Origin of the sequence: Paenibacillus sp. FSL K6-1330, from assembly GCF_037976825.1 — a bacterium.
GTDB lineage: Bacteria > Bacillota > Bacilli > Paenibacillales > Paenibacillaceae > Paenibacillus_AQ.
Map to the genome: position 1 here is coordinate 1,593,691 of NZ_CP150269.1, position 17,014 is coordinate 1,610,704.

The 17,014-nt window shown below is 50.1% G+C and carries 13 protein-coding genes; 10 read left to right on the forward strand and 3 right to left on the reverse strand.

Translation table 11 applies throughout. From position 1 onward, the window contains the following. Positions 1-413: 413 nt before the first annotated feature. The 3 genes from NYE54_RS06965 to NYE54_RS06975 form a co-directional block, all read right to left on the reverse strand. A complete protein-coding gene (locus NYE54_RS06965; protein ID WP_339271061.1) occupies positions 414-2,234 on the reverse strand; it encodes an ABC transporter substrate-binding protein in 1,821 nt (606 codons plus the stop codon). A gap of 79 nt (positions 2,235-2,313) precedes the next feature. Next, positions 2,314-3,822 carry an ABC transporter permease gene (locus NYE54_RS06970; protein ID WP_339271063.1) on the reverse strand — a complete coding sequence of 503 codons (1,509 nt, stop codon included), beginning with the start codon at positions 3,820-3,822 and terminating at the stop codon, positions 2,314-2,316. A 13-nt stretch (positions 3,823-3,835) separates the two neighbouring features. After that, on the reverse strand, positions 3,836-5,278 hold the full coding sequence (locus NYE54_RS06975) for an ABC transporter permease (RefSeq protein ID WP_339271065.1): 1,443 nt from the start codon (positions 5,276-5,278) through the stop codon (positions 3,836-3,838). Positions 5,279-5,425: 147 nt separating this feature from the next. Here NYE54_RS06975 and NYE54_RS06980 point away from each other — a divergent pair, with 147 nt between their 5' ends. The 10 genes from NYE54_RS06980 (at position 5,426) to NYE54_RS07025 (ending at position 16,951) form a co-directional block, all read left to right on the forward strand. Beyond that, positions 5,426-7,168: an ABC transporter ATP-binding protein gene (locus NYE54_RS06980; protein WP_339271067.1), complete on the forward strand. Its 1,743-nt coding sequence runs from the start codon at positions 5,426-5,428 to the stop codon at positions 7,166-7,168. 350 nt (positions 7,169-7,518) lie between these two features. Next, positions 7,519-8,154 (forward strand): SGNH/GDSL hydrolase family protein, encoded by a 636-nt coding sequence (locus tag NYE54_RS06985; RefSeq protein WP_339271069.1) that lies wholly within the window; start codon positions 7,519-7,521, stop codon positions 8,152-8,154. Positions 8,155-8,375: 221 nt separating this feature from the next. Next, a complete protein-coding gene (locus NYE54_RS06990) occupies positions 8,376-9,497 on the forward strand; it encodes a sugar ABC transporter substrate-binding protein (RefSeq protein WP_076322879.1) in 1,122 nt (373 codons plus the stop codon). 144 nt (positions 9,498-9,641) lie between these two features. Next, the gene (locus NYE54_RS06995) at positions 9,642-11,132 is read left to right on the forward strand and encodes a sugar ABC transporter ATP-binding protein (protein ID WP_339273410.1); all 1,491 of its coding nucleotides are present in this window, start codon (positions 9,642-9,644) and stop codon (positions 11,130-11,132) included. Next, the gene (locus tag NYE54_RS07000; protein ID WP_339271071.1) at positions 11,129-12,124 is read left to right on the forward strand and encodes an ABC transporter permease; all 996 of its coding nucleotides are present in this window, start codon (positions 11,129-11,131) and stop codon (positions 12,122-12,124) included. The genes NYE54_RS06995 and NYE54_RS07000 overlap by 4 nt, the downstream gene beginning before the upstream one ends. A 289-nt stretch (positions 12,125-12,413) precedes the next feature. Beyond that, positions 12,414-12,869, forward strand: coding sequence for a thioesterase family protein (locus NYE54_RS07005; RefSeq protein WP_076322881.1), 456 nt, complete (start codon positions 12,414-12,416; stop codon positions 12,867-12,869). Positions 12,870-12,918: 49 nt separating this feature from the next. Next, positions 12,919-13,917 carry a Gfo/Idh/MocA family oxidoreductase gene (locus tag NYE54_RS07010; protein ID WP_339271073.1) on the forward strand — a complete coding sequence of 333 codons (999 nt, stop codon included), beginning with the start codon at positions 12,919-12,921 and terminating at the stop codon, positions 13,915-13,917. A gap of 126 nt (positions 13,918-14,043) precedes the next feature. Continuing rightward, positions 14,044-15,120, forward strand: coding sequence for a fatty acid desaturase (locus tag NYE54_RS07015; RefSeq protein ID WP_339271075.1), 1,077 nt, complete (start codon positions 14,044-14,046; stop codon positions 15,118-15,120). Positions 15,121-15,218: 98 nt separating this feature from the next. Beyond that, entirely contained in the window at positions 15,219-16,352 is a 1,134-nt protein-coding gene (locus NYE54_RS07020) for a sensor histidine kinase (protein WP_339271077.1), read from the forward strand. Then, positions 16,349-16,951, forward strand: a complete 603-nt coding sequence (locus tag NYE54_RS07025) for a response regulator transcription factor (protein ID WP_339271079.1) — start codon at positions 16,349-16,351, stop codon at positions 16,949-16,951. The genes NYE54_RS07020 and NYE54_RS07025 overlap by 4 nt, the downstream gene beginning before the upstream one ends. Positions 16,952-17,014: the final 63 nt, after the last annotated feature.

Consider the following 17,014-nt stretch of genomic DNA (forward strand, 5'->3'; position numbering starts at 1 on the left):
TTACAGGGGGCGGCTTCCTCTCACTCCCCCTCCCCAAAAAAGGCGAGAGTAGCTGCGCCGCGGCTATCGTTCGTCCCTTTTTATGGCTAATGTGAGATGTATCGAAGCATGAGCTAACAACGGACTACTTAAGGTAGTGCTCCAGCGGAGAAGGCGGAATGATTCTGGAGAAGCGAAGCGGTCTCCTTTGCCCCCGGATTTCTACTCTGGCCCATTCATTCATAGAAATCTGGGGGCAACAGAGATCGGAAGAAACATCCGCATGCGGAGCGATGAAAAAAACAGCCGGAGCGATGCAAAGGGTCTACCTGCGAACATAGCAATGCTATGGGAGCCATAATTTTAACGTGGCGCATATAAAGCTCGCATCAAAAAAGACGACATCAGCTTTTCGCTAATGTCGTCCTCTTTTTTTACTTGCTCGCTTTATATGCGCTCAAGTATTCCTTCACCTTCGCTGGATCGGCAACCAGCTCGTTGCCGGTTTTAACGATTGGGCTGACAGTGGAGTAAGCTTTAATTTTGTTGTTGTTGTAGTAAGTCAGGATTTCATCCTGGTTGATGGAGTAGAGCACCGCTCTTCTCAAATCATCGCTTGTTGCCACATCACGGTTTTTCGTGTTGAACAGCAAGTAGGATACGGCGTTACTTTCGATGGTTTGCAGCTTCAGCTTACTGTCGCCTTTAACCACATCGTATTTCGTTTCAGGCACGCCGTAGTACAGGTGAATTTCGCCGCTACGCAGTGCGGAGAGCGTGCTGTCCGCATCTTTGATAAAGCGAACTTTCACTTGTTCGATTTTCGGTTCGTGCTCGGTACCCTTCATATAGCCAGGGTTTTTGTAGAAGGTCGCTTCATAGTCAGTTTTGGAAGACAGAATGTAAGGACCGCTGGCATACAGCGTGTTGTTGTATTTGTCGCCTTCGGTTACCGTGTTTTGGTCGCCGTAAGGGATGTCTTTGTTCACATCGAATTTCTCAACATCATATGTGTTGATGGATTCCACTTGTTTCTTCGATACGATACCGGCCGATTGGTGAGCCAGGTAGTTCAACACTTGCGGGAACGGCTCGGTGGTCGTCAATTTAATGACTTGGTATTTACCATCTTTCGTGCTTGCTTGATTCTTGTCGTCGACAAGGGAAGTGATCTTGGTATCCAAACCAGCTTCCAGTGCATCCTTGATGCTTTCGCTGCCACCGGACACTTTAGTGTTCTCCAGTGTGCTCAGATCGGTTACAGCTTCAACCGTGTTGATATGCTCGTGAAGCGTGTAGGTGCGATGATCAGGTACCGAATTTTTGTCTTTGGCTCTGTTCATGGAGAAGATGACATCGTCAGCGCCTACGCGCTCGCCGGAATCTTCAGCCTTTTTATTTGTGATTTTCGCAAAGTCAATATCGTCTCTAAGAATGAAGTAGTACTCCGAGTTGCCTTCGCCAATGGCATGGTTATAAGACAGCGATCCTTCGGATGTGATCTTGTCATCATCGGTCAGGTTGATCAGACGTACGTTCATGTTGGTGTTGATGATATTGATGGAACCATCGTTACCCTTGATTGGATCAAGAGAAGTCAGTTCAGAGATCGATTGGGACAGAATCAGCGGCTGCGTAGCACGCTTGGATTGGTCTTTGAAATCAACAGCTTCCCAAGGAAGGGAACGGGATTTCGAGAGACGGACGGAGTTTTCGTCCAGCACATCCTTGTTGAACGCTTGGCTCTTCAGGGAAATGTACAATGGCGCGATGTAAGCTTTGTCCGTAACGAGACGCTGTTCAAGCTGTTTGTAGGTTTCGGCAGCGTCCTCAGGCGTTTGTGTTGCCGCTTGGTCGATCAGTTTGTCCACTTCTTCGTCGGACATGATGCTGTAGTCGCCGCCCGTTTTGAACAAGGAACGTACAGCGTAGTCAGGGTTACCCGTAACGGTTGTCCAGCTGGACAGCGCGATGTCGTAATTTCCGGCATCTTGCTGTGCCTTGTAGCTGCCGTAATCCGGCTGCAGATTCAGCTTCACGTTGAAGCCGTTCTTTGTGAGCTGGTCGCGAATGATGTTGACATCGGATTCGTTAGAGCTCATGCCAAGCAGTTCAATATTTACAGCGGATGTATCTGTAGCTGTATCCGATGGTTCTTGCTGATTTTGCTGTGCATCATCTTTGGTTGTTACGTTGCATCCAGCCAGTACAATGACTAGCGAGAGGAACAGTAACAGCAAGGAACTCTTTTTCATTTGTGATACCCTCCTGAGTTGTATATATATAAAATACTTTTGAAACCATTAGTTAGTGTGCCATGGGCACTGAAGCTCATTAATCCAGCTTAGGATCTAGGGCATCCCGCAGTCCGTCGCCAAGGAAGTTGAAGGACAGGACAAGCGCGATGATCGCGAGACCCGGATAAATGGCCAAGTAGGAATGTGTCTCAAGATACGTGCTTCCGATCTTAAGGATATTACCCCATTCCGGGATGTGCGGCTCAACGCCGAGACCCAGATAACTCAAGCTGCTCGTCGAGATGACGGCTGCACCAATGGTTAGCGTAGATTTGACAATCATGGGTGCAAGCGAGTTTGGAACAATATGCTTGAATATAATCGAAAAATTGCTCGAGCCGAAAGCTCTGGCCGCATCAACGTATTCAAAGGTAGAGGCCAGGAGCACATTCGCCCTCATGGTTCTCGCATATGTCGGGATAGCCCCTACGCTGAGTGCCAGGATGAGGTTGATGGTGTTGGCTCCGAATGCAGCAATGATCGCAATGGCGAGTAAGATACCCGGAATGGCGTACAGCACATCCAGCAAACGCATGATGATGTTATCGGTATGGCGGCCATAGTAGCCGGAGATGGCACCGAGAACACCGCCGATGACAACCGGGATCGCTGTAGAGGCAAATCCGACGATCAGCGAGATTCGGGCCCCGAACACAATTCGGGAGAACAAATCCCGGCCGAAGTTGTCCGTACCGAAGGGGTACACAAGGCTTGGCGGCTGCAGGATGGCACTGTAGTTGTTATCAATTGCGATGCTGTAATCGAAAGTAAACAGGCTGCTTACCGACAGACAGAACAGGAAGATCACAAAGAACAGTCCGGACATGGCCGTGGAGTTAGCGGTAAGCTTCACCCACACGTCGCCCCAGCGAGTCATCGCCGGATTGCCGTTCTTGCGTATCTTCGCTAGCAGGTTGATGCCGAGCACCAGGGCAAAAATATTACCCGTCACTGCAGTCAGAATGACCGGAAAGGCAAGCCAGGCCATTTTGGGATGTGCATAATTCGTTGTTACATATCGGGCAACGAGTATAAGCGCGACCAGTTGAATGACTGCAATAATCAGAAGCGCGGCCATCGCCGGCAGGAATGTATTCGAGACGTAAGGCTTGAACAGATTCAGTGCCGATACCGCGATAACAAACAGCTGGGTTAACAGCATGTAGACGGCAATCGTATATTCAGGAGGCTTCTGTTTTTTAATCAGATTGAAACCGAACGTGACGGTAAACAGATTTCCTGTGACGATGCTCAGCAGCTGAATGTATCCCAGGATCCTCGTCGAGCGCCGGATTTCTCCCTGGCTTTGAAGGTCTCTTCGGATCAACAGCGTGATGATGATCTGAATGATGGTAAACAATGCATATACCGCAAAGGCGGTGAACACCCACGGTTTGATGGTTCCCCCAGTGAAATCAAAGCTGTTCAGAAGCAGGATCACCGTTAAGGTCAAAGAAATAACCCATGTGAAGCTGGCTTGACTGTACTCGTGTGAGGATTTCAGCTGGTGTTTGGTTTCTTGTTTAGAAAGAAGCTTCTTGATCATGAGTACACCTGCTTTAGTATTGTTTCATCTTGGACCTGATCCGTGGATCGAAGAACGCGTACAAGATATCAATGATGACGTTCACCAGCGATATGGTAATGGCGGTGTATACCACGCCGCCCATAATGGCCGGGATGTCAGGGATGAATTGTTTATCGACGATGTAGCTGCCGATACCGCTGATGTTGAACACCTTCTCTGTAACGGCAGAACCGCCAAGCATCCCGCCGAACTGAAGTCCAATGACGGTAATGATCGGAATGATGGCGTTGCGGACAGCATGCTTCATCAGGATGGTGCCCTTGCTGAGCCCCTTCGCTCTGGCTGTGATCATGTAATCTTCATTAATAACCTCCAGGGTAGAGGAGCGCGTCATTCTCGCTACCGAAGCAGTAAGTCCTGTGCCGAGCACAATCACTGGCATGATCATGGACAACCAATTCTCCGGATTAAAGGTGGCGGGCAGCCAATGCAGCTTGATCGAGAAATTCAGGATGAAGATCAGTCCCTGCCAGAAGTTCGGAATGGACAGCCCAAGCAGAGCCACGAACATAAAGGTATAGTCAAAGAATGAATTCGGTCTCGTAGCCGAGATAATCCCGATTGGCAATGCGATCGCAATCGCAATGATCAGGGAAATGACCGTGAGCGTCAGTGTGATCGGGAACTTTCTGGCGATGCTTGAGGTGATCTCTTCGTTGCCAGAGAAGGATTTGCCAAGATCGAAATAGGCGATTCCTTTAATATTGTTCCACAGCTGGGCCAGGTACCCTTGGTCTAGACCGTGCATTTTGTTAAAAGCCGCGATCTGTTCCGGCGTTGCCGTCTCGCCCAGGATGTTGGCTGCAGGGTTGAACGGCGATAAGTGGAGAATCGTAAAGACGAGCACGGCTACCCCAAAGATAACGAAGACCGTCATCACGAGTCTCTCCATAATATATTTCAGGTAAGGATTGCTGTACAAAAAAATAAGGATGTACATCAGCAAGCCTGGAATAAGTGATATAATGAAGAACAACGGATTCTCGATGAGAGAACCAAACGTATCCGCCATGGTCAACCGTTTCCGGTTGTTCAGCTTCAGTTCCTTGGCAGTCCGTTCCTTAAGGACTTCATGGAACCTTGCTTCTACGATCTTGTCGACTTCCTGCCGGAGCTGACCCTCATTGACTTTTTGCTTGAAAAAGTCGTGTTTGCGTTTCTGCTGCTCCATAATCTCGGAGCGAAGGGCCTCCAGATATCCGGCAGCCAGCATCTCGCTGCGTATGCGGTTCTCCGCCGCTGTGTAGTCATCCTTCTTTCTCTGAACCAAATAAAATAGGAAGACCACGAGATTCACGGGCGCTCCCAATAATAATAGTAAGTATCTATAAGAAGGATTCAGAAGGATCTTACTGTATGTGCTGCTTATCAAACCTATGAGTCTGTTTGGTCTTGCTGCTTCTGTCCCCCCCATAAGCTGCCTTTCCTCCTTGTTTCAAATTGCATTATTCCGAGTGATATAGTATATTTTATTTTAGCCTATTTTAAAAGTCAATAGATTATAAGAGTTGTAGATGATATTCCTTTAATGACATAAACGCATAATGGCAGGTGAGCAGAGTTGGAACCGATATTGCAGGTTAAAAATTTGAGTGTAGCCTTTCAATCCCGTGATTCAGAATTTCACGCGGTGCGTGGGGTCAGCTTTGAAGTGAAGAAAGGGGAAACGCTCGGGATCGTTGGGGAATCCGGGAGCGGCAAAAGCGTCACTGCACGCTCGATCATGCGGCTGCTGCCGTCCCCGCCCTCTTATATGAAGGATGGGGAGATCCTGTTCCTTGGCCAGAACCTGGCAGAGAAAACCGAGAAAGAGATGGAGAGCATCCGCGGACGCGATATCGGGATGATTTTTCAGGACCCGATGACCTCGCTTAATCCGACTATCCGAATCGGGGAACAAATATCGGAGAGCCTGGTTAAACACCAGAAGCTGTCCAAGCAGGAAGCGAAGAAGCAGGCGCTTGAGATGCTGAAGCTGGTCGGCATACCGAACAGCGAAGCGCGCTATAATCAATACCCGCACGAGTTCTCGGGCGGCATGCGGCAGCGGGTCATGATCGCCATCGCGCTGGCGTGCAGTCCTGCGCTGCTGATCGCGGATGAACCTACAACGGCGCTTGACGTAACGATTCAGGCCCAGATCCTCAATCTGATGAAAAATATGCAGGAGCGCTTCGGTTCTTCCATTATATTGATCACGCATGACCTCGGCGTTGTTGCGGGCATGTGCGACCGCGTGGCGGTGATGAAGGACGGCATGATCGTGGAGACGGGCACGACGGAGGAAATCTTCGAGAATCCTCAGCATCCTTATACCTTAAAGCTGTTAAACGCGCTTCCGCGTCTGGATGAGAAGAAGAAAGTTAAGCCGGCTCCGATCATCGTGCCAAGCACGGATTACAAGGGACCTCTGTTAGAGGTTAAATCCTTGAAGCAGTATTTTGATATGGGTAAAGGAAATGTGCTTAAAGCGGTGAATGATATCAGCTTTCATATTCAGGCTGGGGAAACACTTGGAGTCGTCGGGGAATCCGGCAGCGGAAAATCGACGACGGGACGAGCCATCCTTCGCCTTCACCAGCCAACAGGCGGAGAAGTGCTGTATCAGGGAATGTCTGTGAATCGTCTTTCTCCTTCGGAAATGAAGGCCATGCGGCGCCATATGCAGATGATTTTCCAGGATCCGTATGCTTCGCTCAACCCGAGATTGAAGGTGGTGGACATTATCGGCGAAGCGCTGGATGTTCACAAATTGACTGGCAGTAAACAGGAGCGGAAGAAACGGGTCGAGGAGCTGCTGGATATGGTCGGATTGGATCCGGCCTATGCCACGCGTTATCCGCATGAGTTCTCCGGCGGTCAACGCCAGCGGATCGGGATTGCCCGGGCGCTTGCAGTGGAGCCGAAATTCATCGTGTGCGATGAGCCGCTCTCCGCGCTCGACGTGTCGATTCAATCGCAGATCGTGAAGCTGCTGGAGGAACTGCAGCATCGTCTGGGCTTGACCTATCTGTTTATTGCGCATGACCTGTCGATGGTGAAGCATATCAGCGACCGCGTTGCTGTTATGTATATGGGCAAAATCGTAGAGCTGGCTGAAAGTGAAGAGCTGTACTCCAATCCGCAGCATGATTATACGAAGTCCTTACTCGCGGCGATTCCGGTACCCGATCCGAAGATCGAATCCAAGAAGAAACGGGTACTGCTGGAAGAACGCACCGGAGAGGACAAGTATAATCTCGAGCATTCGGAGCTTGTGGAAGTATCGGAAGGCCACTGGGTGGCTATGCCAACCGGAGCCTAACGAACAATAATAGAACCTGTCCCGACCGGAGTCGGGGCAGGTTTTTTGTTGAATAAGGAGTATGAAGTTCAGAAGTTTACCGTCTTGATCTCGCCAAAAAAACTTTCGCTAATAACTTCCGCTAGATACGGTCTGTTTTCTGGGAAAGTACGCCCGATCAACTTTGTTCTCATTCAACGGGACATGCCAAAAAAATTCGCTCATAAATCGACGATTTGCGTGGTACATAAAAAAGGAATTGAGCCCTGAACGGCAAATATTTAAATGTTAGGAAGCGTTCTCACGAGAAATGAGCCTACGAATTTCCAATTGTACGTACATTAGCAACATACCGATAAGGAGGAAGTGGAATGAATCGTTTGCAGCAAGGGGATGTCGTATTATTTCAAGGGGACAGTATTACGGATTGCGGTCGTGACCGGAACTTTTCCGGCAGCTTGGGTAACGGCTACCCGCTATTGATCGACTCGTTGTTCGGCATGAAATTTCCTGAGTTAAACGTAACCTTTTTGAATAGAGGGATCAGTGGAAACCGGGTCGTTGACTTGAATGACAGATGGCAGGAGGATTGCCTGGACCTGAAACCGGACTGGGTATCCATCTATATCGGAATCAATGACACTTGGCGTCGATATGATAGCGGTGACCCGACAAGCACCGAGGATTACAAAGCTGGCTACCGTCGATTGATCGAACGCACCAAAGGGGCGCTGGACGCCAAGTTGATTCTGGTTGAACCGTTCGTGCTGCCGCATCCGGAGGATCGCAGAGTTTGGCGCGAGGATCTGGATCCAAAAATCACGGCGGTTCGCGAATTGGCGGTAGAATACGGGGCGCTTCTAGTGCCGCTGGACGGATTGTTCGCTGCGGCGTCGGCGCGCCGCGAGGCTGCTTTCTGGGCGCCGGATGGCGTGCATCCGTCACCGGCTGGACACGGCCTGATCGCGAAGGCTTGGCTTGAAACAATGGGTGTTCGTTTGGATTAATTCATGTATCAGCGAATAGCGGAATGCAAGATGAAGGATAAGCTTGATGCGCTGATCGATCAAGATTAGAAAAGAGCTCGGGCGTGAATCACTGCCTTTCGAGCTCTTTTTTTAATCATGCATTAAAGCGAGAAAATAAAGGTTGACGCCTCCTGTTAAATCCTATAGGATTACTTGTATTAATAGTCGTCCTTTTAACGGAAAACAGGGGGAGAGAGAACATGAAAGGCAGTAAACATGTAAGGAAATTAACGACGCTGGTGCTCGCGTTTATGATTGTCTTAACCGGTTGTGCCGAATCGGGCAGCGGTGGCGGGAACGGAGCCGGGAATCTGGCGGACAAGGTCGAGAACCTGCCGGCAGGCATCGCGGAGAAGGATCCTGTGAAATTGATGGTCGTCCGGAAAATCGGGGGCGATGATCATACGGCGCAATTTTTGGCAGGCGCAAAGCAGGAAGGCGAGGCACTCGGGTTTAAGGTAGATACCTTCTCGGCGAACGGGGATTCCGCCAAATTCCATGATGCGATCGCCCAGGCCATTGACAGCGATTACGATGGATTTATCATTTCGCACGGAGACGACCCTGCATCGGTTCAAGACGTGAAGAAGATTACGGATAAAGGGATTCCTGTCGTCACCTTTGACTCCCTGCCGGAGATCGGCGACATTGCAGGGGTAACCCAGACATCGCAGGATGACGAGCAGCTGGCGAAGCTGGCATTGGACAAACTGGTCGAAGAGCAAGGGCCGGAAGCCAACATTGTCTATCTCTGGGTAGACGGATTCCCGCCGATGGTGCGTCGTAATGCCGTATACCAGGAAACGCTGAAGAACAATCCGGGCATCAAGGAACTGGAGCGTTTCGGTGTAGCGAGTAACCAGACTTCACTGGAAACGCAAAATGCAGTATCCGCCATCCTGACGAAATATCCGAAGGGTGAGCTCGATGCGATCTTCGCTACCTGGGATGCCTTCGCCATCGGTGCAGCCAGAGCGCTAGAGGAAGCGGGACGTACCGAGGTTAAGATTTACGGCATCGACGTATCCAATGCAGATTTGGAGCTGATTCAGAAGCAAGACAGCCCATGGGTGGCAACGGCTGCCGTGGATCCGAAAACGATCGGCGCAATCAACGTCCGTTTGCTTGCTAAAAAGATTGCCGGCGAGGAAACGCCTGCTACGGTCAATCTGGAGCCTGTATTGATCGAGCGCTCAGGCCTTGCCGGTGCAACCGAAGCGGTCAACATGGTCAACCTGGCGGATATTATCCCTAGCTGGGGAACAAGCACCGAATTCGAAGAGGACTGGATGAAGGCGTTGAAAGAAGCAGGCGGCAAATAAACAGCACGATTCATACAGGCGCTCTTGTCGGTCATCGATAAGGGCGCCCTATCCTATTTGAAGGGAAGAATGCACTTGCGAAGCGTTATGGAGCCAACAACTGCCACATCGACCGACGTGTCGGGTGCGGCACCCTTACTTCAAATGAAGCATATCTCGATCTCCTTTCCGGGTGTTAAGGCGTTGACCGATGTTGATTTTCAGACGACGGCGGGAACGGCCCATGCGTTGATCGGCGCGAATGGCGCAGGGAAATCTACATTAATGAAGATTCTATCGGGAGCTTACAACCATTACGAGGGCGAGATCTGGATCAATGGGAGCAAGGTGCACATTCGTTCCCCGAAGGAAGCGAAGGACCTGGGCATTCAGATCGTCTATCAAGAGGTGGATACGGCGCTCATCCCGAACCTGACGGTCGGGGAGAACATTATGCTCGACCGGACGGTTCACGATATGGGCAAACGGCACTTGATCCACTGGAAAGAACTCCATCAGGAGGCCGAATCGATTCTTGCACGGATGAATATCCGGGTTCCCGGCAAGAAGCTGATTTCGGAGCTGACGCTGGCGGAGAAGCAGATGGTGCTGATCGCAAGAGCCGTCTCCAAGCAGTGCCGGATTCTGGTGCTGGACGAGCCGACCGCGCCGCTCAGCCACAGCGAGACGGATCAGTTGTTCAAGCTGGTGCGCAAGCTGAAGCAGGATGGGGTCGGCATTATTTTCATATCGCACCGGCTGCCGGAGCTGTATGAAATTTGCGATGATATTACGATCATGCGGGATGGTCAGCTAGTGAAGAGTGACCGCATTGCGAATATCGATCAGCCGAAAGTGGTGGAGTACATGCTGGGCTCCAAGATGGAGCAGCAGTTTCCCCACGTCGAGCGGGACATCGGCTCCACCTGGTTCGAGGTGAAGAAGATGTTTGACCCGGGCAAAATCAACGGCGTTGACCTGCACATCCGCAAAGGGGAGATCGTCGGTCTGGCTGGTCTGGTCGGGGCCGGGAAAACCGAGCTATGCCGAGCGATATTCGGAGCATCCGACACATCGACCGGCGAGATCACGCTGAACGGGAAAAAGCTGCGCATCCGCTCGCCGCATGATGCCGTATCGCAGGGCATTGCGCTGGTCCCCGAGGAGCGCCGCCGCGAAGGTGTCTTCGTGGAAGAAGCGGTGTCCGTCAATTTAACGGCTGCGGTGCTGTCCCGTTTTTCCAGATGGGGCTCCTGGCTTAGCTTCGGCAAGGAAAAGCAGGCGGCGAGGGAGATTATTCAGTCGCTCGGCATTAAGACCCCAAATGAGCGGGCCAGAGTGAGAAACCTGTCCGGGGGCAACCAGCAGAAGGTGGCGATCGGCAAGTGGCTGTTGGTCGACGCGGACGTGTATATTTTTGATGAGCCGACCAAAGGGGTTGACGTTGGCGCGAAGCGGGACATCTTCCATCTGGTGGCCGAGCTGGCCAAGCGGGGGAAATGCGTGCTGTACGCCTCAAGCGAGCTGTCCGAAATCGTTGGCATCACGGATCGGGTATATGTGATGTATGACGGCGGCATCACGAAGGAGCTAACGACGCAGTCATCCAACGAAGAGGAAATATTGCTTTATTGCACAGGAGGCGTGTTGACATGAATACAGCAAGACCTGTTAAGGAGAAGCCGGCGGCTAGTTTTGCTTTTGATTTTCTTTATAAATACGGTACGTTGATTACGGTATTTGTACTTATTCTCATATTCGGGACCGTCGCCGACAACTTTTTGAATACAAGCAACATTATTAACATACTCCGTTCGATCTCGATCGTGACGATCATTGCCGTCGGGCTGACCGTATCGCTGGCCGTTGGCGGCTTTGACCTGTCTGTCGGCTCGACGGCTTCCCTGGCGAACGCGTTGGTCATTTCCATGTTTGTCTGGCACGGGCAAAATATCGGCATCGGCATTGGTATCACGCTGCTGTTCTGCCTGGTTGTGGGGTTGATTAACGCCTTCCTGGTCATCAATTTCAAAATTGACGATATGCTGATGACGTTGGCCACGATGTTTATCTTTCAGGGCGTTGCGCTCACGTATACCCGCGGCGCTACCATTTCCCAGAATATGATCCTGCCGAGCGGAGATTTTGCCACCGGTAAAATTCCGGCGGTGTTTGAGAAGATTGGGCAAGTGCCATGGATCATTATCATTATGGTTCTCGTCGTCCTCGTCGTCCATCTGTTCCTGACCTATACCAAACACGGACGGTATATGTATATGATCGGAGGCAACCGTGAAGCAGCGGCTTTATCCGGGATTCCGGTGAGCAAATACCGTTTGCTTGCTTATCTGGTTTCTGCATTGTTTGCCGCCATCGGCGGCATTATCCTCGGGGCACGCGTCATGACGGCAGAAGTCAACTCCGGCGGACCTTATCTGATGGATGCCGTCGCCGCGACTTTCATCGGATACTCCGTATTCGGAGCCGGCAAGCCCAACGCGCTCGGGACCTTTGTCGGCGCCGTGTTAATCGGTATATTGCAAAATGGCCTGATCATGCTGTCCGTGCCGTATTATGCGATGGATATCGTGAAGGGCGCCGTGCTGGCGTTGGCGCTTGCTTTAACCTACTATAAGAAGCGGCATTGATCGCTTAAGCTGCGCTTTCTGTAACCGAACTTTGTTCCATTCATACTTATCGAGACCATCCCTCCAGTGTCCCAACTTCGGAGTGGGCGGTCTTTTTTCATGACTAGCAGCATTTAGACAACCGATGGGATAAGCAAAATTTCAAGCCTTATTCTACGGGCGAATTCGGCGGATTATCCATGATTTGGTTATTTAGTTGACGGACCCAACTTGTATTCATTATCCTTGATAGAAGACTGATTATAATTGTACATACATTTGCCTCGTATAAAGAGAAAGGGGACTCATCATGAAAAAAACAACCTTCATACAACCGGATCCCATGACTTGGCTGGACACATTTCACTTTGAAATTCCGATAAAGATAAGGTATTGCGAAACGGATATGCTGGGTCATGTCAATAACGTCAGTTATTTCATGTATTTTGAGCAGGGACGCATTGAGTACTTCGAGAACCTGGGATTGACCGAGGATCTGTTCAGCGACAAAAAGGTGTCGGTGGTTGCGGATCTGGAATGCCAGTATCTTGCTCAAATGTATCTGAAGGACCCGCTTAAGCTTCATGTCCGGGTGGCTGAGATCGGGCGTTCCTCCATGGACGTCCAATATGCGATCGTGGTGGATGGCACCTTAAAAGCGGCCGGTCGCGGAACCATTGTCCTCATCGATACCGCGTCAGGCAAGAGCACACCGATTCCGGATTCGGCACGCGAGCGAATTTCGACGTTTGAAGGATGGATGTAACGAAAGCGAAAGATCAATCATAATCAAATAAGAAGGGAAGGGATTAGGGATGAACATCCGTTTTGCCGTTATCGGCACAAACTGGATTACCGAGCGGTTTCTCCAAGCTGCTCTGGAGACGGAAGAATTTATTCTTGCTGCCGTATACTCTCGTACAGAAGAGAAGGGAAAGGCTTTTGCGGCCAAGTACGCGGATCCCAAAGTGTACACGGATCTTGTGACGATGCTGCAGGATGACGAGATTGATGCGGTGTACATTGCGAGCCCGAATTCCTATCACGTCGATCAGGCGATATTATGCATGAACCACGGAAAGCATGTTCTCTGCGAGAAGCCGATGGCTTCTAACGCAGTCGAAGTGTCCTCCATGATTGAAGCTGCGAAGAATAACAACGTTCTGCTAATGGAAGCCCTGAAGTCGACGTTGATGCCGAATTTCAAGACCGTCAGGGACAACCTGTACAAGCTGGGTCCGATTCGGCGTTATTTTGCAAGCTATTGCCAATACTCCTCCCGTTATGATGCGTACAAGCAGGGGACGGTACTCAATGCATTTAATCCCGAATATTCCAACGGTTCACTCATGGATCTGGGGATTTATTGCCTGTACCCGATGGTCACCCTGTTCGGTAAACCGGGCTCCGTCAAAGCTTCGGGTTATATGCTATCCTCCGGGGTTGATGGCGAGGGCAGTCTGTTGTTGTCCTATCCCGAGATGGATGCCGTTATCATGCACTCCAAGATCAGCGATTCCTATGCCCCTGCCGAAATCCAGGGCGAGAACGGCACGATGATTATCGACAAGATCAATCAGCCTTACGATGTGAAGATCCATTACAGAGACGGCACCATTGAGAACGTCACCCAACTGCAGACCCATGAATCGATGTATTATGAAGCTCGGGAATTTATCGATTTAATCCAATGCGGCGAAAGGGAAAGTGCAATCAATACCCATGCCAACTCACTCATTACGGCTGAAATCATGCAGGAAGCCAGACGTCAGGTCGGACTGCGGTATCCGGCCGATTCCCGCACCGATATATGATATTTGTCATACTCCCGAAATGACGTTTATGACTACGACACGCGTGACATTCTAACTATAATTAAGTTAGACAAGTGCGTGATACATGTATAACGTCCTTGCGCCATTTCGAGGAGGAAGACAACTATGGCTAAACCCGATAACAAACTATCCAGCTTAAAGAAGAACGTTGCCCCTTATGAGGAAATTGACACAAAGGCGAGTATTGGTCAGCTTTTCAATACACTGGTTCCCTTGATATTGCTATGGTATGCAGCTTATTTAAGCCTATCCGTATCGTACTGGCTTACCATTCCCATAGCGGTTATTGCATCGGGGTTTGTTGTCCGGACGTTTATCATATTCCATGACTGCTGTCACGGATCTTTCTTCAAAAGCCGCAAGGCGAACAAAATTCTCGGCACGATTACAGGCGTAATTACATTGTGCCCTTACGAGCAATGGAAGAACACGCACGCGATTCATCACGCGACGAGCAGCAATCTCGATAAGCGTGGAATCGGCGATATGTGGGTATTAACCGTTGAAGAGTATGGAGCGGCTTCTTTTTGGCAGCGTTTATACTACCGGGTATACCGCAATCCGATCGTGATGTTTGGACTGGGTCCTATCGCCATTTTTCTGGTATCTTATCGTTTCAACCGCAAAGGCGCGAGACGCAAGGAGAAGATCAGTAACTATATAACGAATATTTCGATTGTTGCGCTGTATGCATTACTGTGCTGGGCGATTGGATGGCAGGCGTTTCTGCTCGTTCAAGCTCCTATCTTTATGGTATCGGGGATGCTTGGCATTTGGTTGTTCTATGTACAGCATCAATTCGAAGAAACGTACTACGAGCATGATGAAGAGTGGAGTTATATCAATGCAGCCGTAGAAGGCAGCTCTTATTACAAACTTCCGAAGGTTCTGCAATGGATTACGGGTAACATCGGCTTCCATCACGTTCACCATCTTAGTCCGAAGGTTCCTAATTATAACCTGGAGAAGGCCCATGAAGCCGCTCCTCCGCTGCAAAAGGCAACAACGATTACGCTCAAGACCAGTCTGAAGTCTATTCGTTTCCGTCTGTGGGATGAAGAGAAAAAGGTGTTCGTCACGTTTAGGGAAGCCAAGAAGTCGCTCCGTAAACCGCAGGAATCGGTATTGGCGAAAGCCGAGAAGAGCCTGGCGAGCAGCAGACCTAGAGTGCAGGGCGAGTAATTCCGTTCGAGACGAGGTTATAATAGAAATGAATAAGAATACGGGTCCGTTATGTAGAAATGAGGACTAAAGCTTGAACCGACAGAAGGTGGGACTCCATGCAGAAATGGTATCAGATATTTCATAAAAGTACGGGGCTGAGCCCTTATGTATGGGTCGTCTTCTACATCCTTCCGTTTTATTTCATCTTCCGTTCGACCTCTACCTACCAGGTTGTCTTCGGAACACTGATGATTGTGATGTTCTTCGCCTTCTATGTGCTTTCATTTCTGGCCAAAGGCTGGCTCGTCTACTTCTGGACGAGTCTGCAAATTTTAATATCGATTACGATGTCATTGGTATTCGGGTATATCTATTTCTCGTTGTTCCTCGCATTTTTCATCGGGAACATCAAGAATAAAGCGGGGTTTATCACGCTGTACTCCATCCATCTGGTCACGACCATCATTACGGTCAATTATGGATTGTTAACGCGGAATCCGTTCTTTATCACACAGCTGCCATTTATGCTTGTCAGTGTAGTCGGGGTGATTCTGCTGCCCGTGACGAACTATAACCGGAATAAGAATGATCAGCTGCAGGGTCAGCTGGAGGATGCCAACAAACGGATTTCGGAACTGGTGAAGCTGGAGGAACGTCAGCGGATAGCCCGCGATCTGCATGATACGCTCGGACAGAAGCTGTCTCTCATCGGCCTCAAAAGTGATTTGGCCGGTAAATTGATGACGCAAGATACGGAAAGAGCTCAGGCCGAGATCAACGATGTACGCCAGACGGCCAGAACGGCACTCCAGGAAGTGCGTGAGATGGTGACACGGATGCGGGGGACCCGGCTCACGGATGAAATTTTCCGCATTCAGCAAATTCTAAAGGCTGCCCAGATTGAATTAAATTTTGAGGGAACGTTGGAGCCGGAAAATCTGTCGTTAATGAATGAAAATGTGATCAGCATGTGCCTGAAAGAGGCCGTGAATAACATAGTGAAACATAGCAATGCTACGGTGTGCTCCATTGTGATCGAATCCACGGAAACGGATCTGGTTGCGAGGGTGAAGGACAATGGAACAGGGTTCGTGACCGATGCGAGAAACCGCGGAAATGGACTGCGGGGAATGAGAGAGCGGCTTGAATTCGTAAACGGAAGCATGGAGCTCACTTCCGGCGAGGGGACTACGCTGGTCCTTCGTGTACCTAATGTGCTCAGAATGCCGGATAAGGAGGCGGGAATATGATCCGAATTGTCATAGCCGAAGATCAGCGATTGCTGCTTGGAGCCCTGGCCTCACTGCTTGATCTGGAAGAAGATATGCAAGTGGTCGGGACGGCAGGGAACGGGAAGGATGCCGTACAGCTTGTCAAACTTCATAAACCGGATATCTGTATCATGGATATTGAGATGCCGATGATGAACGGACTTGAGGCTGCCGAAGAACTAAAGGGCTTTGGCTGCAAGGTAATGATCTTGACGACCTTTGCCCGGCCGGGGTATTTCGAGCGTGCCGTGAAGGCCGGCGCCAACGCCTACCTGCTTAAGGACAGCCCAAGCGAGGAACTGGCTGCATCCATTCGGAGCATTATGGCAGGCAGACGAATATACGCCTCCGAGCTGGTGGATGAAGCGTATTCCGGTGAAGAGAATCCGCTGACGGAGCGGGAAAAGGAAGTGCTGGGCCTGATAGCGGACGGCAAGAATACGAAGGAAATTGCCAACCAGCTGTTTATTACGACAGGTACCGTGCGGAATTATATTTCCGTTATTCTTGATAAGCTTGGCGTCAGCAACCGGATCGAAGCAATCACGCGTTTTAAAGAAAAAGGTTGGTTTAAATAATTAAATAAATATAGCCGGAAGCCCCGTGGTTGCAGCCACCGGGCTTCTTTTTCGTGTGGATAA

Bases quoted from the DNA above. Each gene is read 5' to 3' on its own strand.
- NYE54_RS06965 (WP_339271061.1), bottom strand. From the start codon at position 2,234: ATGAAAAAGAGTTCCTTGCTGTTACTGTTCCTCTCGCTAGTCATTGTA.
- NYE54_RS06970 (WP_339271063.1), bottom strand. From the start codon at position 3,822: ATGATCAAGAAGCTTCTTTCTAAACAAGAAACCAAACACCAGCTGAAA.
- NYE54_RS06975 (WP_339271065.1), bottom strand. From the start codon at position 5,278: ATGGGGGGGACAGAAGCAGCAAGACCAAACAGACTCATAGGTTTGATA.
- NYE54_RS06985 (WP_339271069.1), top strand. From the start codon at position 7,519: ATGAATCGTTTGCAGCAAGGGGATGTCGTATTATTTCAAGGGGACAGT.
- NYE54_RS06990 (WP_076322879.1), top strand. From the start codon at position 8,376: ATGAAAGGCAGTAAACATGTAAGGAAATTAACGACGCTGGTGCTCGCG.
- NYE54_RS06995 (WP_339273410.1), top strand. From the start codon at position 9,642: ATGAAGCATATCTCGATCTCCTTTCCGGGTGTTAAGGCGTTGACCGAT.
- NYE54_RS07000 (WP_339271071.1), top strand. From the start codon at position 11,129: ATGAATACAGCAAGACCTGTTAAGGAGAAGCCGGCGGCTAGTTTTGCT.
- NYE54_RS07005 (WP_076322881.1), top strand. From the start codon at position 12,414: ATGAAAAAAACAACCTTCATACAACCGGATCCCATGACTTGGCTGGAC.
- NYE54_RS07010 (WP_339271073.1), top strand. From the start codon at position 12,919: ATGAACATCCGTTTTGCCGTTATCGGCACAAACTGGATTACCGAGCGG.
- NYE54_RS07015 (WP_339271075.1), top strand. From the start codon at position 14,044: ATGGCTAAACCCGATAACAAACTATCCAGCTTAAAGAAGAACGTTGCC.
- NYE54_RS07020 (WP_339271077.1), top strand. From the start codon at position 15,219: ATGCAGAAATGGTATCAGATATTTCATAAAAGTACGGGGCTGAGCCCT.
- NYE54_RS07025 (WP_339271079.1), top strand. From the start codon at position 16,349: ATGATCCGAATTGTCATAGCCGAAGATCAGCGATTGCTGCTTGGAGCC.